This is a genomic window from Bacteroides sp. AF32-8BH (assembly GCF_003435205.1).
Classification (GTDB): Bacteria; Bacteroidota; Bacteroidia; order Bacteroidales; family Bacteroidaceae; genus Bacteroides; species Bacteroides ovatus.
Window position 1 is genome coordinate 41,113 of sequence record NZ_QVLZ01000021.1, and the last position, 26,367, is coordinate 67,479.

General features: G+C 42.0%; 19 protein-coding genes and 1 tRNA gene. 7 read left to right on the top strand and 13 right to left on the bottom strand.

Annotation, left to right across the window (positions count from 1 at the left end; genetic code table 11):
- Positions 1-53 precede the first annotated feature (53 nt).
- From DWZ47_RS15985 to DWZ47_RS16000, 4 genes are all read left to right on the top strand, one after another.
- Positions 54-2,882: a two-component regulator propeller domain-containing protein gene (locus DWZ47_RS15985; protein WP_004324371.1), complete on the top strand. Its 2,829-nt coding sequence runs from the start codon at positions 54-56 to the stop codon at positions 2,880-2,882.
- Between the two features lie 476 nt (positions 2,883-3,358).
- The gene (locus DWZ47_RS15990; protein ID WP_117513756.1) at positions 3,359-5,563 is read left to right on the top strand and encodes a sodium-translocating pyrophosphatase; all 2,205 of its coding nucleotides are present in this window, start codon (positions 3,359-3,361) and stop codon (positions 5,561-5,563) included.
- 90 nt (positions 5,564-5,653) lie between these two features.
- Positions 5,654-6,256, top strand: coding sequence for a ribonuclease HII (locus DWZ47_RS15995; RefSeq protein ID WP_004298244.1), 603 nt, complete (start codon positions 5,654-5,656; stop codon positions 6,254-6,256).
- A 180-nt stretch (positions 6,257-6,436) separates the two neighbouring features.
- On the top strand, positions 6,437-7,978 hold the full coding sequence (locus DWZ47_RS16000) for a DUF5723 family protein (protein WP_061448386.1): 1,542 nt from the start codon (positions 6,437-6,439) through the stop codon (positions 7,976-7,978).
- 127 nt (positions 7,979-8,105) lie between these two features.
- Here the strand turns inward: DWZ47_RS16000 and DWZ47_RS16005 are convergent, their stop codons facing one another.
- Both DWZ47_RS16005 and DWZ47_RS16010 read right to left on the bottom strand, forming a co-directional pair.
- On the bottom strand, positions 8,106-9,035 hold the full coding sequence (locus DWZ47_RS16005; RefSeq protein WP_008776058.1) for a magnesium transporter CorA family protein: 930 nt from the start codon (positions 9,033-9,035) through the stop codon (positions 8,106-8,108).
- Between the two features lie 230 nt (positions 9,036-9,265).
- Complete coding sequence (locus DWZ47_RS16010) at positions 9,266-11,716, bottom strand: TlpA family protein disulfide reductase (RefSeq protein ID WP_117513759.1); 2,451 nt, start codon at positions 11,714-11,716, stop codon at positions 9,266-9,268.
- Between the two features lie 172 nt (positions 11,717-11,888).
- On the opposite strand from DWZ47_RS16010, the gene gpmI reads away from it, so the two are divergent.
- The gene (gpmI, locus tag DWZ47_RS16015; RefSeq protein WP_032842877.1) at positions 11,889-13,403 is read left to right on the top strand and encodes a 2,3-bisphosphoglycerate-independent phosphoglycerate mutase; all 1,515 of its coding nucleotides are present in this window, start codon (positions 11,889-11,891) and stop codon (positions 13,401-13,403) included.
- A 66-nt stretch (positions 13,404-13,469) separates the two neighbouring features.
- Positions 13,470-14,051: a DUF3109 family protein gene (locus DWZ47_RS16020; RefSeq protein WP_004298239.1), complete on the top strand. Its 582-nt coding sequence runs from the start codon at positions 13,470-13,472 to the stop codon at positions 14,049-14,051.
- Here the strand turns inward: DWZ47_RS16020 and DWZ47_RS16025 are convergent.
- From DWZ47_RS16025 to DWZ47_RS16090, 11 genes are all read right to left on the bottom strand, one after another.
- Positions 14,048-14,257 (bottom strand): hypothetical protein, encoded by a 210-nt coding sequence (locus DWZ47_RS16025; protein ID WP_004298238.1) that lies wholly within the window; start codon positions 14,255-14,257, stop codon positions 14,048-14,050. The two genes, DWZ47_RS16020 and DWZ47_RS16025, sit on opposite strands and share 4 nt — an antisense overlap.
- Positions 14,258-14,468: 211 nt before the next feature.
- Positions 14,469-16,427: a DNA topoisomerase (ATP-hydrolyzing) subunit B gene (gene gyrB / locus DWZ47_RS16035; RefSeq protein ID WP_004298236.1), complete on the bottom strand. Its 1,959-nt coding sequence runs from the start codon at positions 16,425-16,427 to the stop codon at positions 14,469-14,471.
- Between the two features lie 198 nt (positions 16,428-16,625).
- Positions 16,626-16,880, bottom strand: coding sequence for a 30S ribosomal protein S20 (gene rpsT / locus DWZ47_RS16040; RefSeq protein WP_004298235.1), 255 nt, complete (start codon positions 16,878-16,880; stop codon positions 16,626-16,628).
- 42 nt (positions 16,881-16,922) lie between these two features.
- A tRNA-Glu gene (locus DWZ47_RS16045) sits at positions 16,923-16,994 on the bottom strand.
- Between the two features lie 528 nt (positions 16,995-17,522).
- A complete protein-coding gene (locus DWZ47_RS16055) occupies positions 17,523-18,497 on the bottom strand; it encodes a FimB/Mfa2 family fimbrial subunit (protein ID WP_004298233.1) in 975 nt (324 codons plus the stop codon).
- 31 nt (positions 18,498-18,528) lie between these two features.
- Positions 18,529-20,022, bottom strand: coding sequence for an Mfa1 family fimbria major subunit (locus DWZ47_RS16060; RefSeq protein WP_004307388.1), 1,494 nt, complete (start codon positions 20,020-20,022; stop codon positions 18,529-18,531).
- A 24-nt stretch (positions 20,023-20,046) separates the two neighbouring features.
- Positions 20,047-21,462, bottom strand: a complete 1,416-nt coding sequence (locus DWZ47_RS16065; protein ID WP_117513790.1) for a DUF3868 domain-containing protein — start codon at positions 21,460-21,462, stop codon at positions 20,047-20,049.
- Positions 21,463-21,713: 251 nt separating this feature from the next.
- The gene (locus tag DWZ47_RS16075; RefSeq protein WP_022200138.1) at positions 21,714-22,283 is read right to left on the bottom strand and encodes a DUF3575 domain-containing protein; all 570 of its coding nucleotides are present in this window, start codon (positions 22,281-22,283) and stop codon (positions 21,714-21,716) included.
- A 12-nt stretch (positions 22,284-22,295) separates the two neighbouring features.
- Entirely contained in the window at positions 22,296-23,327 is a 1,032-nt protein-coding gene (locus DWZ47_RS16080) for a DUF3868 domain-containing protein (RefSeq protein ID WP_117513763.1), read from the bottom strand.
- 25 nt (positions 23,328-23,352) lie between these two features.
- The gene (locus DWZ47_RS16085) at positions 23,353-24,024 is read right to left on the bottom strand and encodes a DUF3575 domain-containing protein (RefSeq protein WP_022200137.1); all 672 of its coding nucleotides are present in this window, start codon (positions 24,022-24,024) and stop codon (positions 23,353-23,355) included.
- 350 nt (positions 24,025-24,374) lie between these two features.
- Positions 24,375-25,334, bottom strand: a complete 960-nt coding sequence (locus DWZ47_RS16090) for a tyrosine-type DNA invertase cluster 3b (RefSeq protein ID WP_022200136.1) — start codon at positions 25,332-25,334, stop codon at positions 24,375-24,377.
- Between the two features lie 141 nt (positions 25,335-25,475).
- Between DWZ47_RS16090 and recO the strand changes: the two genes are divergently transcribed.
- A complete protein-coding gene (gene recO, locus DWZ47_RS16095) occupies positions 25,476-26,204 on the top strand; it encodes a DNA repair protein RecO (RefSeq protein ID WP_022200135.1) in 729 nt (242 codons plus the stop codon).
- Positions 26,205-26,367 lie beyond the last annotated feature (163 nt).

Genomic DNA, 26,367 nt, shown 5'->3' on the forward strand with positions numbered 1-26,367 from the left:
CCTATGCATTTAGCGTAAAAAAAACTATATTTGTCGCTATCTAATATCTGTGTATGAAAAGGAAATTGCTGCTTTTTCTCCTTTCTATTTGTTTTTTCCTTCCGGATTTTGCCGCGACGGGACAGTATAACTTTATCCGTGTAGATGGAGGAAGCGGTCTTTCGAACAGTCATGTCAAGTCCATTATTCAAGATAGTTACGGTTTTATCTGGCTGGGTACGCGCAACGGTCTTAATCGTTATGACGGCGTGTCGATGAAGCTTTATAACTGCTATGACGAAACTTTGCAGCATGGCAATCAGGTCATATCCGCTCTTTTTGAGGATAATCACCGTCAATTATGGGTAGGTACGGATGATGGTGTTTATATTCAAGAGCTTGCTACCGGGAAGTTTTCGTTCTTTGATGCCCGCACAGAGAGCGGAGAGCAAATCAGATACAACTGGATTGAAGATATTCTGGCAGATCATTCAGGAAATATCTGGGTGAATGCACCGAATCAGGGAGTTTTCCGCTATCAGGTGGAGACGGGTAAACTGTTCCGCTATATTCCCTGTCCCAGTAAGGATAAAAGCAAGGACTTTCCGCAGTCTATCTGTGTAGATAAAGAAGGTACGGTCTGGGTGGGTACGTATGGAGCGGGAATTTACCGTTACAGTCCGGAGCAGGATAAGTTTGTGCCCTATGCAACAGAAGCACTTAAAGGGGATTTCATCTTTACTCTGTGCGATTATGGAGATGAACTGATTGTCGGAGTGCATGAAGAGGAACTGAAACGGTTCAACAAAAAGACCGGAGAAGTGAGTATATTCCCTGCGCCCGAAGTACATCGAAAAATTATTCGCTACGCTGTTTGCTTCGGAGACGAGCTGTGGGTGGGTACGCAGAATGGCGTTTATGTGATTAATGAGAAACACAACAGTGTGCAACATATTCCTGCCGATGCCGGAGGGAAGTATGGGCTTGGAGATGCTATCGTCGATAAGATTTATCGTGATCGTGAAGGGGGAACCTGGATCTGTACGCAATTTGGAGGAGCCAGCTATCTGCCTGTACGTACGCTCGATTTTTCGGTTTATCTTCCGGGAGCGCCCGGTACAGTCAGCGGACGACGCATCAGTGAATTGGCGGAAGGAAAAGACGGAGTGGTGTGGGTTAGTACACAGGATGGCGGTGTTTGCTACTGGAATCCGGGAACACAGACTTTCACTAAAATTCCCCAGTCGCCTGACCGTCAGAATGTATTAAGCCTGTTCGCTTCGGATGATTTGGTTGGCGCAGGTTACTTTAAAGGGGGCATCGACCTGATTGTTCCTCAAGATCAGGTTCAGACGTTCTATCCCGCACAACTTGGTATCAGTGAAGGTTCCGTGTTTGCCCTTTACCGCGATCGTGGGGGAGCAATCTGGTTGGGTGATGGCTGGAACATCTTCCGTTCGGCCGACAAAGGACAGACTTTTGAGAAAATGGAGCAATTCGGGTATGCTTATATGCGTGATATTCTCGAAGATAAATCCGGCAATATATGGGTGGCAACGATGGGTAGTGGAATATTCCGGTATCATCCGCAGACAGATCAGATGGTCAGCTATAAATGTATACCGGGGGACAGCACTTCTATCGGAACGAATGAAGTGACAGGTATTTCGGAGGATAGTAAAGGCTTTATCTGGTTTTCTACAGACCGGGGTGGATTGTTGCGTTTTAACCCCGAAACCGGAAGATTCAGGACATACACCAAAGCGGACGGGCTTCCGGACAACGTAACATATAAAGTCGTGGAAGACCGGCAACATCGTATCTGGTTCGGAACAGACCGTGGACTGGTTTGTCTTTATCCGGAAACAGACAGCCTGCAAGTTTTCAACCGAAATGACGGGTTACCTGATAACCAGTTTAACTATAAATCGGCCTTGGCTGCCTCTGATGGTACTATTTGGATGGGAACTATCAATGGATTGGTCTCTTTTAATCCACAAATTGTCCACCCGAATACTTTTGTGCCTCCAGTCTATATCACCGGAATGTACGTGCAGGGACGTGAAACTCCTTTCACGGCGGATGGTGTGCAACTGCCTTACCGTTCTAACGTCAGCTTTGATTTTGTTGCTTTAAGTTATACCTCACCGGGTGCAAATCGCTATGCCTACAAAATGGAAGGGATAGATAATGACTGGAATTATACATCTGATGTGCATACAGCGTCTTATGCCCAGCTCCCGCCGGGAGACTACCTGTTCCGTGTGCGGGGCAGTAATAATAATGGTGTCTGGAATCAGGAAGAAGCTACTTTATCAGTGCGTATTCTTCCACCTTGGTGGCGTACAGTGTGGGCTTACCTTATCTATATCATTGTAGTGTCCGGCAGCTTTGTCTTGACTCTTCGCGCCTATCGCCGCCGGGAAGTACAAAAGATCCGTGAGCAGCAATTATTGGCAGAACTGGCGCGTGAGCGTGAATCCCATCGTACGCATGAGATGTTTATTAATCAGATCACTTACGGAGCTTGTACTCCGCAAGGGGGTGCGATGTCACGGGCTGATGAACAACTGATGTCCCAACTGATAGCCAAAGTGCGTGAGAATCTTTCCGACGCCAATTATAATGTGGAAGCATTGGCTGCAGCCATGAATATGTCCCGCTCCAGCCTGCATCGTAAGATTAAGGCGCTGACCGATCTTTCTTCACTCGACTTTATCCGTATCATCCGATTAAAACGTGCGGCAGAACTATTGCAGGAGGGAGAATTGCGCATCAACGAAATCTCTGACAGAGTAGGTTTCCAGTCGCCTTCTTACTTCGCAAAGATATTTCAGAAGCAATTCGGAGTTACTCCTACAGAGTTTGCCCAACAAAATAAGCAGAGAATGGCAGAGGATTAGTAACTATGGGCTATTATTCGTTATTTTATCATGGGGTGGTGAACAGGTTTTAGCTCCTTTCGGTACTGGAATGAACTAATCTTAGTTCTTCTAAGATTTAATTGGTAATATGCGATGATTTAATATTCATCATATATAGATTTATTCGTCTGACAGTTGTTGAACTTTCGTCTGGCAATTGTTGTTCTTTCGTCTGACAATTGTCAGACGAAAAAGAAACAGCTGTCAGACGAATAAATTCATGTATCATTAGCCATAACCCCATTAGGTATCAAAAATAAATCTGCACAAGCTCGAAATTAGTTCATTTCCGTATAGAAATGAGGGAATGAAGTAAATAACTACAGTGTGCCCATTTTGTTTAAAGAGATTAAAAGATAGAATAATTCAGCTTTATAAATTCTTTCTTTTTTACTTGCTTATTTCATTTGATTTCCATACTTTTAGCCTCCGTAAACCCTTTAAAAATTGATCCTATGGACAACATTCTTTTCTGGCTGGTTCCAGTCGCTTCCGTGTTAGCCCTCTGCTTTGCTTATTACTTTCATAAGCAAATGATGAAAGAGAGCGAAGGTACACCCCAAATGATAAAGATAGCTGCTGCTGTGCGCAAAGGAGCTATGTCTTATCTGAAACAGCAATACAAAATAGTAGGTTGGGTATTCTTGGGATTGGTTATTTTGTTTTCAATTATGGCCTATGGCTTTCATGTACAGAACGCATGGGTTCCCGTTGCTTTTCTTACAGGCGGATTTTTCTCCGGGCTTTCCGGATTTTTAGGGATGAAGACGGCGACTTATGCGTCGGCTCGTACCGCTAATGCCGCCCGTAATTCTCTGAATGCAGGGTTGAGGATTGCTTTCCGAAGCGGCGCGGTGATGGGATTAGTTGTAGTTGGCCTGGGATTGCTCGATATATCTTTCTGGTATCTGTTGTTGAATGCAGTGATTCCTGCTGATGCGCTGACACCTACTCATAAACTCTGTGTGATTACTACTACCATGCTGACTTTCGGTATGGGTGCTTCTACGCAAGCACTCTTTGCCCGTGTAGGTGGTGGTATCTATACGAAGGCAGCCGATGTTGGAGCCGACTTGGTAGGTAAAGTAGAAGCCGGAATTCCGGAAGATGACCCTCGTAATCCTGCTACTATTGCTGATAATGTAGGTGACAATGTAGGTGACGTGGCCGGTATGGGAGCCGATTTATATGAATCTTACTGTGGTTCGATTCTGGCAACAGCTGCACTGGGTGCTGCTGCTTTTATCCATTCGGCAGATACAGTGATGCAATTCAAGGCAGTTATTGCTCCGATGTTGATTGCAGCTGTTGGTATTATCCTTTCTATTATAGGGATATTCGCTGTCCGTACTAAAGAGAATGCGACCATGAAAGACTTGCTCGGTTCATTGGCTTTCGGTACGAACCTTAGTTCCGTGCTTATTGTTGCAGCTACATTCTTAATCCTGCGGCTCTTGCAACTAGATAACTGGATTTGGATTTCTTGTGCCGTAGTAGTCGGACTGGTAGTAGGTATTATCATCGGACGTTCTACGGAATATTATACTTCTCAATCTTATCGTCCTACCCAGAAACTAAGTGAAAGCGGTAAGACTGGTCCTGCTACCGTCATTATTTCCGGTATTGGTTTGGGTATGCTTTCTACAGCTATTCCTGTAGTTGCAGTAGTGATTGGTATCATTGCCTCCTATCTGTTGGCTTCCGCAGGTGATTTCGGTAATGTAGGCATGGGATTGTATGGCATCGGTATTGCAGCTGTTGGTATGCTTTCTACCTTAGGTATCACATTGGCAACGGATGCTTACGGTCCGATTGCGGATAATGCGGGAGGTAATGCGGAAATGTCCGGCCTGGGTGCTGAAGTTCGCAAACGTACTGATGCGCTCGATTCATTGGGTAACACAACTGCCGCCACGGGAAAAGGTTTTGCAATCGGTTCCGCTGCGCTGACAGGTCTGGCTTTGCTGGCTTCTTATATTGAAGAAATCCGAATCGGTCTGACACGTCTTGGTAATGTAGACCTGACTTTTGCAGATGGAAGTTCTATCAGCGTAGCAAATGCCACTTTTATCGACTTCATGGATTATTACGAAGTACACTTGATGAATCCAAAAGTACTTTCGGGCATGTTCCTCGGTTCAATGATGGCTTTTCTGTTTTGTGGTTTGACAATGAATGCAGTAGGACGTGCGGCAGGTCACATGGTTGACGAAGTGCGTCGCCAGTTCCGTGACATAAAGGGTATTCTGACTGGAGAAGCCGAGCCGGATTACGAACGTTGTGTTGAAATATCGACAAAGGGTGCGCAGCGTGAGATGGTTATTCCTTCCTTGATTGCTATTATTGCTCCGATTCTTACAGGATTTATCTTTGGCGTTCCCGGCGTACTCGGCCTACTGATTGGTGGTTTGAGCAGTGGTTTCGTATTAGCTATCTTTATGGCTAACGCCGGAGGTGCATGGGATAACGCAAAGAAATATGTGGAAGAAGGTAACTTTGGTGGAAAAGGCGGTGAAGTGCATAAAGCAACCGTAGTAGGAGATACAGTAGGTGATCCGTTTAAAGATACCTCCGGTCCGAGTTTGAATATTTTGATAAAACTTATGAGTATGGTGGCCATTGTGATGGCAGGACTTACTGTGGCCTGGAGTTTATTCTAAAAAAGCAGAAGGGAAAGTAAGAAAAAGGAGACAATACAAGTCTCCTTTTTTAATTTGAATTACCTTTGTATCAAAATAGAAGCGATAAATATGTTATTACCTTATTTGAACGAGAATCTGATTGAAGCCGGATGTGATGAGGCCGGTCGTGGATGTTTGGCGGGAGCGGTTTATGCTGCTGCAGTTATTCTTCCGAAAGATTTTAAAAATGAACTGTTGAATGATTCCAAACAACTGACGGAAAAGCAACGTTATGCATTACGCGAGGTAATAGAGAAAGAAGCGATTGCTTGGGCGGTTGGCATTGTGTCACCGGAAGAAATTGATGAAATAAATATCCTGCGGGCTTCTTTTCTGGCGATGCATCGTGCAGTGGATCAGTTGACCACCCGTCCCCAACATTTACTGATCGATGGTAATCGTTTCACTAAATACCCCGGTGTTCCCCATACTACAGTAGTGAAAGGAGACGGGAAATATCTTTCAATAGCAGCAGCTTCAATTTTAGCCAAAACATATCGAGACGATTATATGAACCGTCTTCACGAAGAATTTCCATATTATGACTGGGACCACAATAAAGGTTATCCAACTAAAAAACATCGTGCCGCCATTGCCGAACGTGGCACTACTCCTTACCATCGCATGACGTTCAATCTGTTGGGAGATGGCCAGTTGACTTTGAGCTTCTAAAGTCGCTTTGTTTCATTTTACACACATTTTCTACAATTTTTTGCAGAATAAGCACGATTTTGTTACGGATAACCGTGAAATTGTTCCGTTTAGGCTAAAAAAGTGTTGCCTAGTGCTTTTATTTGTTATTGAAATGCTATATCTTTGCGAACAATAATAAGAATTAAAAAGTTTAAAATCATGGCAACGAACAAGCTATTATGGTCTTCTAAGCTCATTGGGGTATTTTTTATTATGTTGGTTTGCACTCTTTCTGCAAATGCACAGTTTTTACGTACTTCCTATTTCATGGAAGGTACTCACTATCGTCAACAACTGAATCCGGCTTTAACACCGACTAAAGGTTACTTCAATCTTCCGGTGATCGGTGCTGTTAATGCAACGGTTGGTTCTACTTCGTTAGGCTATCAGGATATCATTGATATTATTGATGATGGCGATGATTTCTACACCAAACCGGATTTCATGAATCGTCTGAAAGATAATAATAAATTGAATGTGAACTTCAGTACAGAAATTCTTTCTGCAGGATGGTATAAAGGAAAAAACTTTTGGTCATTCAATATCGGTCTTCGTACAGATATCGGTGCTAACCTGACAAAGAATATGTTTACCTTCTTGAATGAGATGGAAACAGTTGAAGAAAACTGGAGAAATAGTAACTATGATATTAGTGGTCAGCAATTGAACATTAATGCTTATACTGAAATTGGTTTAGGACTTTCACGTCAGATTAATAGCCGTTTGACAGTTGGTGCTAGAGTGAAAGCTTTATTGGGTATTGGTAACATGGAGTTGAAACTTAATAGAGTTGCAATGAGCGCTAATTTACCTAGTGATCAACAAATAAATCAGTGGTCAAGTGAGAGCTATTGGAATTCTATGACCCCTTCACAGGCAGCACAGGCAGCACAAGAATTAAAGGATAAGTTTAATAACTATCATGCAAACTTGACTGTTGGTGCCGAACTGAAAAGTTCTTTCAAAGGCTTGGAATTGCAAGAAGAAGAGGGTAAAGATTATGTAACTGACTTTGATTTCGATAGCGGTAAATTGGGTATAGCTGGGTACGGTTTTGGTATCGATTTAGGAGCTTCTTATAAAATATTGGATAATCTGACTGTATCTGCTTCTGTTCTTGACTTAGGTTTTATCTCTTGGTCAAAATCAAGTACAAAGATTGCATCTGCTAATCCGGATCCGATTGATATTAAAGGAAGTACCTATGCAAATATGGTTGATCCGAATAATCCGAATACTGTTATGAACGCTGTAAATCAGTTGCAGAATGACGCTCAAGGATATATGGACCGTGTAACAAATGGTGATGTACTTGACTATGACATGTTGCAACTCGAAGTAAGCGATGCTAAAGAATCTCGTAAATCTCGTCTTGCTTCTACCCTAGTATTAGGTGCAGAATATGGATTCTTCAATAACAAATTAGCAGTGGGTGTATTGTCAACCACTCGTTTTGTACAGCCTGATGCTCTTACAGAATTAACATTCTCTGCAAACTACCGTCCGAAAAGCTGGTTCAATGTAGCACTTAGTTACTCAGCTATCCAGTCAGCCGGTAAATCTTTCGGTCTGGGTCTGAAATTAGGTCCTCTGTTTGTCGGAACTGACTATATGTTCTTAGGCAAGAACTCTAACTCTGTGAATGGATTCGTTGGAGTTTCTATTCCGTTGGGCGGAAGAAAAGCAAGTAAAGAAGGATAAGATATTTTAATTTCTCTCTCTAAACATTCTTTTTTAATTAATTCTCTATAGAATAAAAAACGTATAATTTACAGCTTACCGTCTTAGAATCCTCTAAAGGATCACAGATGGTAAGCTGTTTTTTGTATTAGAACCATTTTATCTTCCGGAATATCACAAACGCAAGAGTTGACAATCCGATGGAAAATAGTACGATCAAAGAGAAAGCAAAGGGTACCTCTTCCAGATGAATATCCACATTCATACCATAGAAACTGGCAATCAATGTCGGGAGCATCAGGACGATGGACAGACTTGTCATGCGTTTCATGATTGTATTCACGTTATTGGAGATAATGGAGGCAAAAGCATCCATCGTTCCCGTGAGAATGTCACTGTAAATATTCACCGTGTTAAGTGCCTGTTTCAATTCGATAATCACATCTTCCACTAGTTCAGTGTCCAGATAATCCGTATCCTGGAAAATAGTCCTTAATTTTCCTATCATTACTTCATTTCCACGGATGGAAGTATTGAAGTAGACCAATGTTTTCTGCAGTCTCATCAGCCGGAGCAGGTCCTCGTTGCGGATGCTTCGTTCCAGTTCCTTTTCTGCGGCGCTGATGTCTATGTTTATCTGCTTTAGGTATTTCAGGAACCATACGGCAGAAGAATAGATGATCCGAAAAATCAGATCCAGCTTGTTGCGTACAACAATCCCTTTTCGACGGGTATGCTCTATGAAATCCGGTAGCAAATCGGTGTTGTGATAACAGACGGACACAATAATCTCGTTATTGGTGATTATTCCAATCGGTACAGTGTCGAAGGGCAGGCTGCCGTTCTGCTTGTTCTGCACAGGGATACGAAGAATGGTCAATAACCAGTTACCTTCCGTATCCGTACGCGGACGTTCGTCCGTATCGGCTATGTCATTAAGAAATGATTCGGGTACGTTGAGAGTTTGAGTTAGAAATTCAAAGTCATCATTATTTGGGCATACTACATTTACCCAGCTGTTAGGAAGCCATTGAGCTTTTTCCACAAAGCCGGCTTCACAATAAAGATACGTTCTCATCTTATTGCCTCCTTTCGTTTGTTTTACACGAGCAGAGGCATCAGGTTTCAATGACTCTGTTCGCTTTAATTAATACTAGTTGTGCACGTTCGCGGGTTTGAATCGTCCATATTTCTATGATTTTAATTTAAAAGCGATGCAAAGGTACGGAAAAATGAAGAGGGTTCCGCCCTTTGTATCGCTTTTTTTGATATTCTTTTATTTGTGCCCTTTATTTAGAGGCTCCGATCCTATTCTGCTTTTCCTTCGAAATGATTATCCAGATATTTCCTGATATTGTAACTGCTTAAACGCTCTTTGGATATGCTGCCATCTTTTTCAACAAGTTCATAGTGTGGAATACCATTGAACTGGAATAGTTGACGCAGATAATTGAACTCTGCCTCCGAAACATAATAACAGGCTTCTCCTTTTAGATTCTTCCCTATATATTTTTTGTAGTCTTTCTCGGGCGAATCTTTCTGACTTGTGATATAGATGAATTGAAACTCCGGATGATCTTTATATTTTTTGCGTAAATCGGCAGTTGCCTCTATTCCTGCACGACAAGGGCCACAAGTCGTTGCCCAGAAATCGACAAACAGAACCTTACCTGAATGATTCTTTATGATGTTGCGGAATACTTCAGTCGCTTTTCCATCAGGCAACTGATAAGATCTTGCCCTATCTTTCGGGTGTGTCTTTTCCAGCACTCGTTCAGCTTCTGATGCGAGAAACGGTTCGGTGAATATTTGTTTGATGCTATCCACATATTCATGAGCTATTTGGCTGTCTTTGATATTTCCTAAATTAAAATTAAGGCTCCGCACTTTGGCTATTTGCCAGAGCAAAGGGTTGGGAGTAGGATATAATTGTGCAATGATGGAATCTTTCTTGAAATCATATTTCTGGTTCATTTTTATAAAGATTTTATCCTTATCCTGCTGGGATTCTTCCTTTTTCTCGGAATATAATGCCACATATTCTTGTATGAGTTTTTGTTCTTTTTCATAGAGCGATGCCATCTTCTCGTTCTCTGCAATTAACTGCCTCATTATAATTTTGGCAGTAGTTCCGGCCAACTTCTCCTGTCTAAGTCTTATTGCTTCCTGCTCCTTATTTAGTTTCACACCTTTTTCTTTAAGGAAAGTCAATAGAGGTTTCTTCGGATAAGTATAATCAATGCTGTCTGATGGAGAAAAAGACTGGTCGGAATATGCTTTCCGGAACAGGTCCATATATTCGAAACGGTTGATAAATGTACTTGCGTTTGTGTTTGCAAGTACGGTTACATCATTGAGTGGCATATTTTTCAAGAAACTGTAATAGGAATCGTCTTCCTTTACTTTCAGCGCCTGATTGGTGCTATCTTGCTTTGCGTAATAATCTCTGCTCATCAAGAAATCAAAAAGCATACTTCCGGCTTGCAAATCTACCTTGTTCTTTATCAGATGAACTGCCTTGAGAGAGGGCTGATAGATTTGGCTTACAGAGTCTGCAACCTGTTTCCATTGTGCAATGATAGGCTTCATGTGCTCCTTGTATTGGTCGGGAGTTAATGTCTTTTGTGATTTCGATAAGTCCTCATAGCGATAGGTTATCAGGTTATCAAAGTCTTTCAGCAGGTAGGAGAGAGAGGCGGATGGACCCATATATGCTGTGTTCCTGATAGGGAAGTAATGATCGCGTGCACGGCTGCGTGCCATTACAGCTTCCCAGTCGATATACATGGTGAGAGTTTGTCCGGGTTCAATATAGAATGGAATCCAGTTGTGTCCTAGTACTACCGATGATTCTATCGGATGATTAATGATAAATCGACAGCTAAAACTACCGTTCGGGGCTATCTGGATGACGGTCGGATAATCTTCACGGGTCAGTTCATTTGACAGATAAATAAGACCGGTGTCAAATCCTAAACGAGGATCGTATCCGTTTATATACCCTTGCAGATAAGTTGAATCCTGGCGGAAGAATTGCTTAAAATCAGGTTCTGCAGCAACCTGTGTAATCGGAGTTCTCTCCTTGCTGTACACTAATTCTTCCGCTCCTTTCTGCTGAATCTTACACGTGCCGTCTTTTTGCGGGGTGAATGATAAAGTCATTTCCTCCTGACTCTCTCTATCTTTTAAAGTCATTTCAATCCGCTTTCCCTTTTTTCGGATATTTTCATTGATGTATATCCGGTTATTCAGAATGCTGATGGAGTCGTAAACTCCATATTCCCATGAACCGGAACCGTCTGTCTTGAACCAATTGCATTTGATGGTGGCTAGTGGAGAAGAATCTTTCTTCTTTTGCAGGACTAGCGATATGTCATAAATATTGCCTTCGGGATCAGTAGGATTGAGAAAATGAATGGTCTGTGTTTCTGACGGTAACGGCTCGAAAACCAGCACATAATCCATTGTTCCTGAATCCGGCATATAGACTTCTTTTTTGAGTTCGATACCTTCAGCACTTTTGAACAGATATTTCTTGCCGGTTGCGGCATCTTCCAGATAGGTATCTCCATCCTCCATGATCCACCAGTGCGGGCGGAAGATAGCATGAATATATACTCTTGTGTTCTCGGGAGTGCGCTCTATGCGGGTGATGTTGGAAATACTTCCTGATCGGGCTTTGAAAGGAGGATGGTCGATTGTTTGTGCGGATACTATACCCGATAACAAAAGTAAGATACAAAATAAAGTTGTTTTCATAATAATAGTTTTTCGATCAACATATTGAAAGTAATTTTACAAAGTAAGAAAAATATTCATAGCCTGGTGCACTTCTGCCCTGTAACTTAACATAGATTAAACGTTTACGTAACCATCTTTTTTGTACCTTTGCGCCCGAAAATCAGAGTGATAATTTAAATATTGAAATATTATGAGTAAGAAAGCCCTTTTAATGATCCTCGATGGTTGGGGATTAGGTGACCAAAAGAAAGATGACGTAATCTTCAACACTCCCACTCCTTACTGGGATTATCTGATGACTACTTATCCTCACTCTCAACTTCAGGCAAGCGGTGAAAACGTAGGTTTGCCCGACGGGCAGATGGGTAACTCGGAAGTAGGTCACTTGAATATCGGTGCCGGACGCGTAGTTTATCAGGATTTGGTAAAAATCAATCGTGCATGTGCTGACAATAGCATCCTGAAAAATCCTGAAGTCGTTTCTGCTTTCTCTTATGCAAAAGAAAACGGAAAGAGTGTTCACTTTATGGGGCTGACTTCTAACGGTGGCGTACACAGCTCACTCGTTCATCTCTTCAAACTTTGCGATATCGCTAAAGAATATAATATCGACAATACATTTATCCATTGCTTCATGGATGGTCGTGACACTGACCCGAAGAGTGGTAAAGGCTTTATCGAAGAACTTTCTGCACACTGTGAGAAATCAGCAGGCAAGATTGCTTCTATCATCGGCCGTTATTACGCTATGGACCGTGACAAACGTTGGGAACGTGTAAAAGAAGCTTATGACCTGCTTGTAAACGGCATAGGTGAGAAAGCTACCGATATGGTTCAGGCTATGCAGGAGTCTTATAATGCAGGTGTTACAGATGAATTCATCAAACCGATTGTGAATGCCAACTGCGACGGAACAATCAAAGAAGGTGATGTAGTTATCTTCTTCAATTACCGTAATGACCGTGCCAAAGAGTTGACTGTTGTATTGACTCAACAAGATATGCCGGAAGCAGGTATGCACACCATCCCAGGGCTGCAATATTACTGTATGACTCCGTACGATGCTTCTTTCAAGGGCGTTCATATCCTGTTCGACAAAGATAATGTATCTAATACATTAGGCGAATATCTTGCTTCTAAAGGCTTGAGCCAACTTCATATCGCTGAAACAGAAAAGTATGCGCACGTAACATTCTTCTTCAATGGTGGACGTGAAACTCCGTTTGATAAAGAAGATCGTATCCTTGTTCCTTCTCCCAAAGTGGCTACTTACGACTTGAAGCCGGAAATGAGTGCTTTCGAAGTAAAAGACAAATTGGTGGCTGCCATCAACGAGAACAAATATGATTTCATCGTAGTGAACTTCGCTAATGGTGACATGGTAGGTCATACCGGTATTTATGAAGCAATCGAGAAAGCTGTTATTGCTGTAGATGCTTGCGTGAAAGATGTAATCGAAGCTGCCAAAGCACAGGATTACGAAGCAATTATCATTGCCGATCATGGTAATGCTGACCACGCTTTGAACGAAGACGGTACTCCGAACACTGCTCACTCTTTGAACCCTGTTCCTTGTGTTTATGTAACAGAGAACAAAACTGCGAAAGTAGAAAACGGTCGTCTGGCAGATGTTGCTCCGACTATTCTCAAGATTATGGGTCTGGCTGCTCCGGCTGAAATGGACGGAAACGTTTTGATTAAGTAATTTAAATTTCTATAATTGGGAGGGCGGAGTAGAACTCCGCCCTTTTTGTCTCACATAAGGTTTAAAATGATACAAATAGGTGATGTAGTAGTGTCTCTTGATGTGTTTCAGGAGAAGTTTCTTTGCGATCTGGGTGCCTGCAAGGGCGCTTGTTGCATTGAAGGTGATGCCGGTGCTCCGGTAGAGCTGGATGAGGTGATGGAGCTGGAAGAGGTTTTGCCGGTTATCTGGGACGAACTGGCTTCGGAAGCACGTGCGGTGATTGAAAAGCAAGGGGTGGTATATACGGATCAGGAAGGTGATTTGGTGACTTCTATTGTCAATAATAAGGACTGTGTGTTTACTTGTTATGATGAGAATGGTTGCTGCTATTGCGCGATCGAAAAGGCCTATCGAGAGGGAAAGACTGCCTTCTATAAACCGGTGTCCTGCCATCTTTATCCTATCCGGATTGGAGATTACGGACCTTATAAAGCGGTGAATTATAATCGTTGGGACGTATGCAAAGCAGCGGTTTTGCTGGGAAAAAAAGAGAATCTTCCCGTATATCAGTTTTTGAAAGAGCCTTTAATCCGTAAGTTCGGTGAAGAATGGTACAAAGAGCTGGTCACTGTTGCCGAAGAACTGAAAAAGCAACAGTACATTTAAATTCTCTTCCGGTTCTTGCGTATGCAATATACCTGATATAGTAAAATACACAATGCGATAATAATTCCGCATGCCGGTATCATCCATACTTCCGGATGAATAATAATCAAGAAAATACAAGTGGCGATTACGCAGGAAGTCAATACAATAAGAAACAACCTGATCTTTGCAAATAACGGATTAGGAGCAGTAGTTTTCATTTTCATAGTTATGTTTTCTTTGCTTTTTATGCAAGATAGTGATTTTGTATGGAAAACGTTTCTGCTGTTAGGTTTTATTAAGAGATGGACGGTTGAACGATTTGAATATGAAAGCCCCTTTGGGCAAAAGAAAAACGCCGATCGAAGGATGTTCCTTCGCCATCGGCGTTTCCTCGTTGTAAGATGTGAGGTTGGTTTATAAAACGTAATTATTTAATTATGTATCGATATTTGCATACGTTGCATTCTCTTCAATAAACTCGCGGCGTGGCCCTACATCTTCACCCATCAACATAGAGAAGATATAATCAGCTTCTGCGGCGTTGTCAATATTTACTTGTTTCAGCATACGGTTTTCGGGGTCCATGGTTGTTTCCCACAATTGCTGAGCGTTCATTTCACCCAAACCTTTGTAGCGCTGTGTATGAATTGCATTTTCCGAACCGCCACCGTAAGTGTCAATAAACTTCTGGCGCTGTGCATCTGTCCAGCAATACTCTTCTACTTTACCTTTTTTGCAGAGGTAGAGCGGGGGAGTAGCGATGTACAAATAGCCATTCTGGATAATCTGTGGCATATAGCGGAAGAAGAATGTCATAATCAGTGTGTCGATGTGAGAACCATCGACGTCGGCATCGGTCATGATGATAATCTTATGATAGCGCAGCTTCTGTATGTTGGCTTCCTTGCTGTCTTCGTCAGTTCCGATAGTTACACCGAGAGCTGTGTAGATATTGCGGATTTCATCACTTTCCAAAGCCTTGTGATACATGGCTTTTTCCACATTCAGAATCTTACCGCGTAATGGGAGGATAGCCTGGAACATACGGTTACGTCCCTGCTTGGCAGTACCACCTGCCGAATCTCCCTCGACAAGGAATAATTCACATTTTGAAGGATCCTTATCCGAACAGTCGGCTAATTTACCCGGCAGACCACCACCCGACATCGGCGATTTGCGTTGTACCATTTCACGGGCTTTTCTTGCTGCGTGACGTGCGGTAGCCGCGAGAATCACCTTGTCTACAATCGTTTTTGCTTCCTTCGGATGTTCTTCCAGATAATATGCCAATACTTCACCCACTGCTTGGTCAACAGCACCCATCACTTCGTTGTTACCCAACTTCGTTTTAGTCTGTCCTTCAAACTGTGGTTCAGCTACTTTTACAGAAATAACGGCAGTCAAACCTTCACGGAAGTCATCTCCCGAGATTTCAACCTTCACCTTTTCCAGCATCTTGCTGTCTTCGGCGTATTTCTTCAACGTACGGGTCAGCGCACGGCGGAAACCTGCCAAGTGTGTACCACCTTCGATAGTGTTGATATTGTTAACGTATGAGTGAACGTTTTCGGAGAATCCGGTATTGTACATGATAGCCACTTCAATAGGAATTCCCTGTTTTTCCGAGTTCAGATAGATAACGTCGTTAATCAAGTGCTCGCGTGAAGACTCGATAAAACGTACAAACTCTCTCAAACCTTCTTCTGAATAAAACTGCTCACCCTTGAAGCTTCCGTCCTCGTTCACAACCCGACGGTCCGTCAGGGTGATACGGAGACCAGCGTTCAGATAAGCCAATTCGCGCAGACGTGAAGCCAGAATCTTGTAATCGTATACCGTTTCTGTAAAGATGGTATTATCCGGCCAGAATTGTTGGCGGGTTCCAGTGATGTCGGCTGTACCGACTTCTTTTACAGAGTAAAGCGGTTTACCGATCTCATACTCCTGCTGATAGATTTTACCATCGCGGAATACTTGCGTAGTCATGTGGGTAGACAGCGCGTTTACGCAAGACATACCTACACCGTGCAAACCTCCGGATACCTTGTAAGAACCCTTGTCGAATTTACCTCCGGCATGCAGTACGGTCATGGCAACTTCCAGTGCCGACTTCTTTTCTTTCTCGTGATAGTCCACCGGAATACCGCGTCCGTTGTCCTGTACTGTGATTGAATTGTCTTCGTTGATTGTTACTTCGATGTGGTCGCAATAACCGGCCAATGCTTCGTCGATAGAGTTGTCAACGATTTCGTATACCAAATGGTGAAGTCCCTTGACGCTGATGTCACCAATGTACATCGCAGGGCGTTTTCTTACTGCTTCAAGACCTTCCAATACCTGGATGCTATCCGCAGAATAAGACCCGTTATTGGGAGTGATTTGTTCTTCGCTCATAATTGCCTTTCTAACTTTAATAACAGAGCAAATATAGTGAAAATTGTCGACTTGGCGAAGAATAATCAGTGAAAAATAAAGAATGCGGGTTGATTCTCCGCTTTCTTGATAAGTTTGATATTCAGTTGGTTATAAACAAGAAAGGCCGAACTTAAAAGTTCAGCCTGGATGCTATATAGAATTGTTAAATTCTTATTATTAAGCGAGCTTGTTGATGTAAAGAGCCAACTTAGATTTCAGATTGCTAGCTTTGTTTTTGTGAATGATGTTCACTTTAGCCAACTTATCCAACATCTTTGTAATGCCTGGGTACATTGCAACTGCTTCTGCTTTATCAGTAGTTGCACGAAGCTTTCTAACAGCATTTCTCATGGTTTTGCCATAATATCTGTTGTGAAGTCTTCTTGTCTCTTCTTGTCTGATTCTTTTCAGTGATGATTTATGATTTGCCATCTCGACTAATCTATTTTTTTAGTTCTTTATTCTTTTAACTTGTAGCCCGTGGGGGAATCGAACCCCCCTTTCAAGAATGAAAATCTTGCGTCCTAACCGATAGACGAACGGGCCATCCTTTGTTGCATTTCTGCATTTTGCTTTCTCGAATCTGTGTTTGTTTCTCGATTGCGGATGCAAAGGTAGGAACTTTTTTGAAACTGGCAAATGATTTATAGGAATTTTTTCATTGAATATGTGTTTTTTTTCAAAGTGACCATTCTTTTATGCTGATATTCAATAAAATAGACGGTTTCAGTTTTTATAAAAAAATCTTATCAGTGAAAAAAAACTGGAAGGTGTTCTCTTCCATATACCTTATTATATTATGGTGGAATAAAAAGGCTGCTTATTTTTGTGATTTCTCTTGTAACAAAAAAAGTGCATTCTCTCCTCGCTTGGACAGAATGCACTAAACACAAACAAAACAAACAATTTTAATAAAACGATATTTTCTTTGAAAAACCGTTCTATTAAGACGCTACATGTAGTGGGAAACATTACATGAGCAGAGGGCAAAAGAGCCCACTAGGGTACTTCGCAGTAGCCTTTGTAAATACATCTCACCTAAATATTGTTCACATACTATTTCGTCACACGTTTTTAAGACTCCAGTTCGGAGTTGTTCAGGCGTATAATCCATCCGTTAACTTGCATTCTTGGGCATATATGCGGAATTCCGGTATCTGATGGCTGGATAAAGAACAAAAGCGTATATGAGTCCTGACGGTCGAGATACTCCTGGTCACTCATTTCACCTATATCATTGTAGATTTTGGATAACAACAGATATTGAGTGAGTGGGAGACGAAGAATGTTCTGGCCGCTTGGTATATGTTTGATCGATAAGGTTGTCTGATCTCCTTTCATGATACGTAATGTATTTAATCTCGCATGGATGACCGGAGTTTGCTCGGACATTACAGCCACTTCCTTCTGGTATGGAAGATAGTAGACTGGAGTTGTACCGACCGGTGTGTTTGTGTAGTCTATTATTCCGTTGGCAGATTCCAGAGTAAAGGAAAAGTCCTCTTGGCTTAGAGGGGCATTTGCTTCATCTTGAAGAATGCATGAGAAATAATTAGTATCTTTCACTAAATTGGCGGTAATAACCTGATATTTTTGACTAATAGTAATATTTTCAAGGCTACTGTAAAAGAGTGCATTCAGTTTCTTGTTCGACTGATTCTTATTATCGCATGCCAATGATATATTCAGGGACCTTCGTTCCGTTTGTCCAGCTTTGAGATTAGGGAGCTGGTACATGTGGTTGGATGTCCCTCCCCATATAAGCAAACGATAAGTTCCTTCGGGAAACGGTACTCTTACCATACAGTAGCCTTGATGTAATGTAATGCTGTCTACGTCCACTCGATCCACATATTTATCATCCTTGTCGAAAGCAAGGATGGTAATGTCGCTTACTTGTGTGGAGGCAGCGTCCACATCTAGTATATTATAGGTATACGAGATTTTCAGCCAAGTCCCGGAAGGGCAGTCTGACAAGTCGTCGTTCACCCAGTTGCAGGATGAGAACAAGGCGATGGCACTGATAATATAGAGTAAAAATGGACGCATTTATAATAAATTTAGTTCGGGTGGCCAATACTTATTCAAGTTCTACATCTTGATTACGTACGGCCCACGGAAAAACATTGAAATTGATGTCTAGTTCGGCTTTATATTCATCCGGCTGATCCGGGTCGATGAAAGGTTCGCCGCTACCGAGTCCTGCAATTTTGTTGACTGACAATCTGTATATATTGTTGCGTACGATACCGAATTCCATAACACCCATTTCCGGAGAATTATTATCAAGGTGTTTGATCCAGTAATTGTAATAACAAGAGTAGTTTTCCGTTTTCTTGAAACGTTTGATACTATATCGAGCTAGCTCTTCTGTTGTCGAGTTGTCAGTGACATCGTCCGGCAAATTATTAAGGACTAGTTTACGGATTGCATCTACGCTGGTATAAAAGTTGTAATTGAAGTAGAACATATTAGTCGGCCAGTTGGACTGATTGCTAACTACATCGCCATTTTCATTGAAAACGCGGTCGGGGGCAATATCCATGTTGGCTTTGAACATAACTCCCGTGCTGTATGCATTCAGTTGGGCGTCAAGGAACATACAGTTTTCCAGGCAGTAGATATGTGACCAGCTGTTAGCTTGAGCCATGCCTGCCCAGTTGCCGTCGTTGATATCCAACTGTACTAGAGCTTGTGCAAAGAAACCGTCGGCGTTTGTAAAGTCCCCGGCGTTCTCCACTGTTTTCTTGAAGAAATAAGGATCGATAACATAACCATTGTTGTCGTTGATATCACCGAAGTTTTCATCAGTATATGAGTCTGGTTCCTGAAAACTGTTCAGTACTGCTGTATGGCGGAAAGTATAAAACTGGGTTGCCAAGTTCAACATTCTAAAATTGTTCAGTTTGATTGTACAGTAGGTCTTTCCGGATGGGTCTGTTAGTGGGAAAGTTTCTTGTGTTTGAGTCAGTTCAACTTTGGCAACCACGCGTTCAAGACCGATGGATACACTAGTCACTTTATCGGAGTCTGTAGGTTTTTTCACTTCAACGTTCAGATTGGCAGCTCCACGATTGGTCATAACGAAACCGTTTTCGGGTACGCTTGGAATTTTTCCTGCACTGTAAGTTACGGCATCAACAGCATTCAGAAAAGCCTCTTGTGTGCTGATATTTCCTGTGATTGCTTTTCCGTTAGCTATGGCAAAGATGTTATAAGTTCCCGGATTTACAGTGATTTTGTCGGCGGTGTACTGTATATTTTGACCGCTCGTAACTGTCCGGTTGATGTTCTTCAGTTCCTGCTGATCTTTGAGCGTTTTTGTGGTCGAGTCAAATAGATAAACAGTGAGACTCTTTACCGCATATTCTTCTTTAGAACCTTCGGTGGTAACGCCGGACGATTCGGCACTTCGACTGGTAGCAACGTTTGGAATCTCGAAGAACAAGGCGAGATTGCCATTTGACTCTGAATGAGTATCATCGGCGATGACAACATCTGCATCATTGATGCAACTGTACTGTGTGACTGCTGCGAATAAAAGCAGTGACATTAATTTACTGAATCTTTTCATTTTACATTTGGTTTTAATGAGTGTTTATTTTAGTGCACGGACTAATTGCAGATTATTATCCGCTTGTGATAGTCCTGCTTTTTGAGCTTGTCTGAATAAGTACTCTGCTTCTTCATAGTTGTTTTTAAGAAAGCATAGAACTCCTTTTGCTAATATTGTTTCCGGTACTTTCGGAGCTTTTTCCAAATAAGTGGCAGCTGTTTGGACGTCTCTTTGCATCAAGGCTATGCAGGCGGCATTCAGGTTGGCTGTGGGATTATCGGGAAATAGTTGTACGGCAGTCATGAAAATCTGATTATAAGTTTCGCTTCCAGGTGTACTGGCAAGTGCGAGACGAAACATTTCTTCAAGACTCAGATTTTTAGGGTTTGTAGTAAAGACTTTCCGGGATTCTGCAAGAGTAAACGGGCGTACACGATACTCAATAGTGTAGTCGGAATGTCTAAGTAGAGTAAACCAATGCTTCAGGACAAAATCGTAGAATGCAGGGAAGTGCTTTTTTAGCTTTCTCTCCTTGCTATCGGGGTGAATATCGCTTGTTATGGTTTTTATTATCGCTTCTTTCTCTTGAAAAGTCGTATCACAGAGAAGAGCTTCAAATCCTTCCCAATCTTCAGGAGTATAGTCTGTCTGGATATGCGCTCCGTCGAATGCATATAGCTGATTTACATACTCTTTCACAGATTGAGTACGTTCACGGGCCAACTTCTCATTGAGTCGGTAAGGTCCGTCGGGTGAAGCGTAGCCGTGAATGCTGATGTGTGTGATGGTAACGTTGGTGTCATTTTTAATGGTGTTGATTGTTTCAATAATTTTATTCAGTTCTACTGTATTGTTGCTGTACGTTTCGTATATAGCAGTCACATTGACAGGAAAATCAATAAACGCGCACCCTTTTTCTTCTCTGATTTTCGAGGTTTCCACTTGGGGAGTCAAGAATACGAGTTGTGGAATAGGGGTTGGCTGTGGGTGTAAACGGGCGATACAAGTGAGATTTTCTTCACCCGGAATCCCACAGCCACAGCTTTTCTCAACGAGTGAGAGAGTGGCATGATTCATCCAACTTTCGAAAGGTACAGATTGCAGATAATGCATTGTCTGCCGACTTCCGTTTTTTCTTTGCAATGCTTCGGCTTCTTTTTCCTTCTTGCCGGCTTCGCGCAAAAATATGATGTGTTGTTTTCGGCTGTTGATATAGATAGCTGGTAATTCCAACCGGTGTTCCAAACTGTCACTGACAACAGGTACCAATGTCATTGATTCATTGGGCAGGAAGTCACGGGTGATTTCTATTTCAATAGAAACCAGTAATTCTTTCCCGGCCTTGTGCAGGCTGGAGGAAGTGGCTCGAACAGTGCCATCATCTCCTGCTACAGGTGTCTGTGCCTGAAGAGAAAGAAATAAGACGGCTGCAATGATAAAAGTTCCTCCTGTTTTCATAATTTTATAACTAAATGACTTCTTATCTGTAACAAAAGCAATCATAACTCACCATGGATAAATTCGTGAGATGATTCCTTGCTGTTGCAATGCTTTCAATATCTTTATGTCCTTTATTGATCTGCTGATGCCTCCATGCCCTAGATAATATACTCTCCATGGGGTAGAATGGCATTGACGTGCTATTCGTATGTAGATACTTCTTCTTCTGGAGAACCAGACTTTCCATAAACTTTTCATCCTGTTTTATTTTAAAATAGATAAACTAAACTTATTGAAGCCTTACTAGGCCCTATGTAATGATAATCACCTTTGTCTCGTAATCCGGCGCATTCCTTGACGCAGTTGTACTGCTTGTAGCGGATAAAATCGTATCCTACTCCCAGACTTGTTTCTATATTCCAATGATTATCCAGCATCCAGTGATATCCGGCACTGATACCTCCACCTGCCAGCCATCCTTCATATCTGTATTTTTTCAACCCGGCGAATATACCGAAAGGCAGTTTTTTCCCTCCGATATTGAATTGTGCCCCATTGAGGTAAGCACCCCAGAAAAAGCCGTTAAACTTCTGGCAAGTCCAGTATTTATATTCTGGCTGTATCAGCCAATAGCGGTTCACATATTTCTCTTCCCGTTTCCATGGTCGCAGACTGCCGGTCAGTTCAACTGTACTTTTATTTCCTATGGCATAGGAGACTCCGGCTTCGAAAGCCCCATCTATTGCCGGAAGCGCATTCACGCTGACTGCTACTCTCTGTGAGCGACAGTGGAGCCAACCAACTGATAAGAATAGGAATAAGAGTAAGAAATATTTCATTGTGTCTGTTTGTTAAGGACGTTTATTATTTTCAAAAAATACATTCAGATTGTAAGAAGCTTCTTCGGAACCTTCTGTCTTAGCAGCCTTTAACATGCGAATACCTTCGTATGTGTTTCCAGTCATCAGCTCATATACACCCCGACAATTCTTGTAAGCAAGGCTGTCATGAGGAGCCATCGATAAAAACTTGCTTATTGATTGAGTGTCTCCTTGTTCGATGGCAGCAGCGGCAGCGTTTAGGTTGGCGATGGGGTGTACAGGATACAGTTTGACACTGATGTTAATAATTTGGTAAAACTTAGCTTTGTTATCTGCATACGACAGAGCTACGGTATAGAGTTCGCGGAGCGACAACATTTGTGGATTGACATCAGCCATAATCTTAGCTTCTTCAAGATTAAAATTCAACTCTTTCTGGTTTCGTATATCTACATCATCCGTAGCCGGGGAAACATACGAACCTTTATATTTCATTTTTGTGGTTGTCATATCAGCTGGAGACGTGTTTTCTGCTGTTGACGTAACCTCGTCCGGATTCTTTTGGGAGGATGGGAGTGCAGCAGGTTGAGATGTAATGAGTAAAGTATCTTTCAACGCTTGTTCACCTTCAGGACGGATGATTGTTCTCCGAAGGAGGAGAGTTGCGTGGTTCATCCAATCTTCTGCGGGCAACGAAGTTCGGTAAGCGATGGTGCGGGAATGACTTTCGTCGATACCGGCAACGAGGTAGGTTGCGTTCTCTTCCTTATGCTCGCTTTTTTTTCGTAATATCTGGTTACGCAGATATAATTTTTGTTTTTGTTTGCCGTTTAATAAGATGGAAGGTAGTAAGATTTTTCTTTCCTGTCCGGTTAAGACGGGCGTTAGTCTGACGGCATTTTTAGACTCCATATTTTCTATCTCTACCGATACATTCATGGAGAGAAGTAATGAATCTGCCCGCACTCCGAGAAAGTGTGGAGTAATATCCAGTTTAATGTTTTGTGCCGGGAGTAGATTGCATATCAATAAGCTGAAAAATATGAATGCTTTCGTTTTCATTTTATGTGGTTATTATTAGGTTGATTTATCGGATGAAATATATGATTGATATCCCTGCTTGTGTAGGTCCCCAGTAGTTGCAGCTTGATTTTTCCAATAGGGCTGCACCTTCAGACTGTCCGTAGCGTTTATAATTAAGGTGTGCATATCCGAGTGAGATTCCTGCTTCCAGATTCCATTGAGGGCTGATTATCCATTGATAACCGTAGGAAATGCCGAAACCCGCCAGATTGCCTTGATATCTGTTGTGAGCAATCTGCCTGTTCTCAATACCCAGCATTTTCCCATTGTTGAATCCCCAGGGGAGCATTCCTCCAAAATTGAACAAAGCATAGTGTAGCTGAAAGCCGATAAAACTTCCTGTGAATACTTCATTAAACCATTTACGGTATTCTGGCTGCAACAGGAAATGCTTCATCTTTTTGTTCCCTCCGAAGTTCCAGGGGTTGTAATTGAGGGAAAGGCTGATGGTATGCGTATCGTCACATCGCACTTCTCCTCCCATATTGAGAGTAGTGGTTAGATCGTAAAGCAGATTGCTTTTAATGGCTATATTTTGTCCGCAAAGGTTCGAAGCAGGCAGAATACATGCAACAAAGGCAATGATGGCTAGCCCATGTTTAATGTTTGCTGCATGTCTCCACCTGTTGCTGGCAGCAGACTTTTCATTTTTGCTGATATTGGGTTTGTGTGTCATAATTATTTGTTTATGTGTATCTGTTACTTCTTAGGTAACGGAACTCCTGTTTAATGACAGGAACACATGAGGGAAAAGTAAAAAAGACGGTGGTCTTTTATTGATATATGTCTCTGGAAGCTTTCGGACAGAAAAAAGTGGTCCGATGATTGGCAATAGATAGTTGGAACATGAACTAAAAGTGATTCGTGTTCTCATATCTTATTTTATTCTTCGAAAGAAGTTGAATAAAATAATGTATAATTAATTTGGAATGTAATACTCTTTTTATATATCTTTGTACAGTATTTATATCCGTTACCTAAGAAGTAATGGATAAGGCAGATTGCTGATAGATAGTTGTTTATGTGTTATTGATGACTTGCGTTGTAAGATTCTACGTAAAAACAATTCAATTGATTGGCTTCTGTTCTTTTCTTCAAACCAAAACCTTTCAGATAAGTTTGTGTGGTTTTTATAGATTTATGTCCTAGTGATTCACTGATCATTTCAATAGGGATTCCCTGGTATTTGGCATTTGTTGCCCAAGAATGCCGGATGGTATATGAACTGACAGGTGATTTTAGGTTTAGTTCTCTTGACAGGCTTTTTAATTGATTGTTGAATCGGCGGAGGGCTGACTGATATTCCTTATATATGCCTTCTTCTTTTCGTCTCTTATCTCCTCTCATTATATTAAATAGGTAGTCTGGGCAATCTTCTCTCGGTGGATTGCTGTTACGCAGCTTGTTTATCTCTTTCTTGGAGGTGTCCAGGATTTCAAGACTTATTGGTGTGCCTGTTTTTATACGATTGTATCTAAGGATTCCGTCTTCCAATGCCGATTTCTCTAAATGTGCGAAATCAGAGAACGGCATACCGCAGAATTGGAACATCAACCGTGCGATAGCTTGCGTACGGATTAAGTGTTGGGATTGAGGGGCTTTGTAGAGAAGTGTATGCAGTTCGCTGACCGGGAGCGCCTTTTTCTGTCGTACATCTACGCCAGTGTATACGTCACGAAACAGCCGGGGGATAAAGCGGGCTACCCCTGCTTCTACACCACGATTATAGATGCTGCGCAACATACGCATATAGGTTGAAACTGTGTTTGGCTTCAACCCATGTTCGTGTAGGTGCTGCCCGTATCGTCTCAAACTATCGCGAGTGATCTGCCCGAAAGTTATGCTGGGAGTACCACAGAACCTTGTGAATGACAGAATTGCATTCTTATACACATGTGCTGTCGAATAACGACCTTCTTCCTGTAAATTCCGGATGTATGCTTTGGCGCATCCTGTAAATCCGTTTTTATTACTTTTTCGTTTCATAAGCTTGTTTATCTTTACTTGTTATTCAGGGACTATAACAAAAGTAGTTATCTTTTTTGTTGTTAATGCCTTTAAAATCTCTCCGATTACCTTGTATTTTTTGTAGCTTTGCTTCGGATTTGGAAATGAGGTTATTCAGTTATGCTGCAGAAAACGAAAGGAATAGTTCTTCATACGTTGAAATACAATGATACTTCTATCATTGTAGATATGTATACGGAGTTGTCCGGCAGAGCTTCTTTCCTTGTAACAGTGCCTCGTTCGCGAAAAGCGGCTGTGAAATCCGTACTTTTCCAACCGTTATCTTTTATTGAGTTCGAGGCTGACTATCGGCCTAATGCAACACTTTATCGTGTGAAGGAAGCGAAATCTTTTTATCCATTTTCTTCCATACCTTATGATCCGTATAAGTCTTCGATGGCACTTTTCCTGTCGGAGTTTCTTTACAGGGCTATCCGGGAGGAGGCAGAGAACCGTCCGTTGTTTGCCTATCTGCAACATTCTATCATTTGGCTGGACGAGTGTGGAGAGGGATTTGCCAATTTTCATCTGGTTTTTCTGATGCGTCTTTCGCGTTTTCTGGGGCTTTACCCGAACCTGGAAGATTATCATACCGGCGATTACTTCGATTTATTGAATGCCTGTTTCACTTCCATTCGTCCCCAATTACATTCTTCTTATATCAATCCTGAAGAGGCCGTCCGTCTCCGTCAGTTGATGCGCATGAACTATGAGACCATGCATCTTTTTGGTATGAGCCGTGCGGAGCGTACTCGTTGCCTGACGATTATGAATGATTATTATCGTTTGCATCTGCCTGACTTCCCGGCATTGAAATCACTGGAGGTATTGAAAGAACTGTTTGATTAATTAGTAACTTTTCTCCATTCAACTGTTCTAGCTAGTTTTCATTCTTGAAACACGAGTGCGGTGCTTTTCAATTCTGTCGTTCCCTTGTCGTGTCGAGTCCATTTACTTGCCATATATTGTTTTAGCAGTGTTTTAGCGTCCGCCACTGTATGCGGCAATTAAT

Bases quoted from the DNA above. Each gene is read 5' to 3' on its own strand.
- DWZ47_RS15985 (WP_004324371.1), top strand. From the start codon at position 54: ATGAAAAGGAAATTGCTGCTTTTTCTCCTTTCTATTTGTTTTTTCCTT.
- DWZ47_RS15990 (WP_117513756.1), top strand. From the start codon at position 3,359: ATGGACAACATTCTTTTCTGGCTGGTTCCAGTCGCTTCCGTGTTAGCC.
- DWZ47_RS15995 (WP_004298244.1), top strand. From the start codon at position 5,654: ATGTTATTACCTTATTTGAACGAGAATCTGATTGAAGCCGGATGTGAT.
- DWZ47_RS16000 (WP_061448386.1), top strand. From the start codon at position 6,437: ATGGCAACGAACAAGCTATTATGGTCTTCTAAGCTCATTGGGGTATTT.
- DWZ47_RS16005 (WP_008776058.1), bottom strand. From the start codon at position 9,035: ATGAGAACGTATCTTTATTGTGAAGCCGGCTTTGTGGAAAAAGCTCAA.
- DWZ47_RS16010 (WP_117513759.1), bottom strand. From the start codon at position 11,716: ATGAAAACAACTTTATTTTGTATCTTACTTTTGTTATCGGGTATAGTA.
- gpmI (WP_032842877.1), top strand. From the start codon at position 11,889: ATGAGTAAGAAAGCCCTTTTAATGATCCTCGATGGTTGGGGATTAGGT.
- DWZ47_RS16020 (WP_004298239.1), top strand. From the start codon at position 13,470: ATGATACAAATAGGTGATGTAGTAGTGTCTCTTGATGTGTTTCAGGAG.
- DWZ47_RS16025 (WP_004298238.1), bottom strand. From the start codon at position 14,257: ATGAAAATGAAAACTACTGCTCCTAATCCGTTATTTGCAAAGATCAGG.
- gyrB (WP_004298236.1), bottom strand. From the start codon at position 16,427: ATGAGCGAAGAACAAATCACTCCCAATAACGGGTCTTATTCTGCGGAT.
- rpsT (WP_004298235.1), bottom strand. From the start codon at position 16,880: ATGGCAAATCATAAATCATCACTGAAAAGAATCAGACAAGAAGAGACA.
- DWZ47_RS16055 (WP_004298233.1), bottom strand. From the start codon at position 18,497: ATGCGTCCATTTTTACTCTATATTATCAGTGCCATCGCCTTGTTCTCA.
- DWZ47_RS16060 (WP_004307388.1), bottom strand. From the start codon at position 20,022: ATGAAAAGATTCAGTAAATTAATGTCACTGCTTTTATTCGCAGCAGTC.
- DWZ47_RS16065 (WP_117513790.1), bottom strand. From the start codon at position 21,462: ATGAAAACAGGAGGAACTTTTATCATTGCAGCCGTCTTATTTCTTTCT.
- DWZ47_RS16075 (WP_022200138.1), bottom strand. From the start codon at position 22,283: ATGAAATATTTCTTACTCTTATTCCTATTCTTATCAGTTGGTTGGCTC.
- DWZ47_RS16080 (WP_117513763.1), bottom strand. From the start codon at position 23,327: ATGAAAACGAAAGCATTCATATTTTTCAGCTTATTGATATGCAATCTA.
- DWZ47_RS16085 (WP_022200137.1), bottom strand. From the start codon at position 24,024: ATGACACACAAACCCAATATCAGCAAAAATGAAAAGTCTGCTGCCAGC.
- DWZ47_RS16090 (WP_022200136.1), bottom strand. From the start codon at position 25,334: ATGAAACGAAAAAGTAATAAAAACGGATTTACAGGATGCGCCAAAGCA.
- recO (WP_022200135.1), top strand. From the start codon at position 25,476: ATGCTGCAGAAAACGAAAGGAATAGTTCTTCATACGTTGAAATACAAT.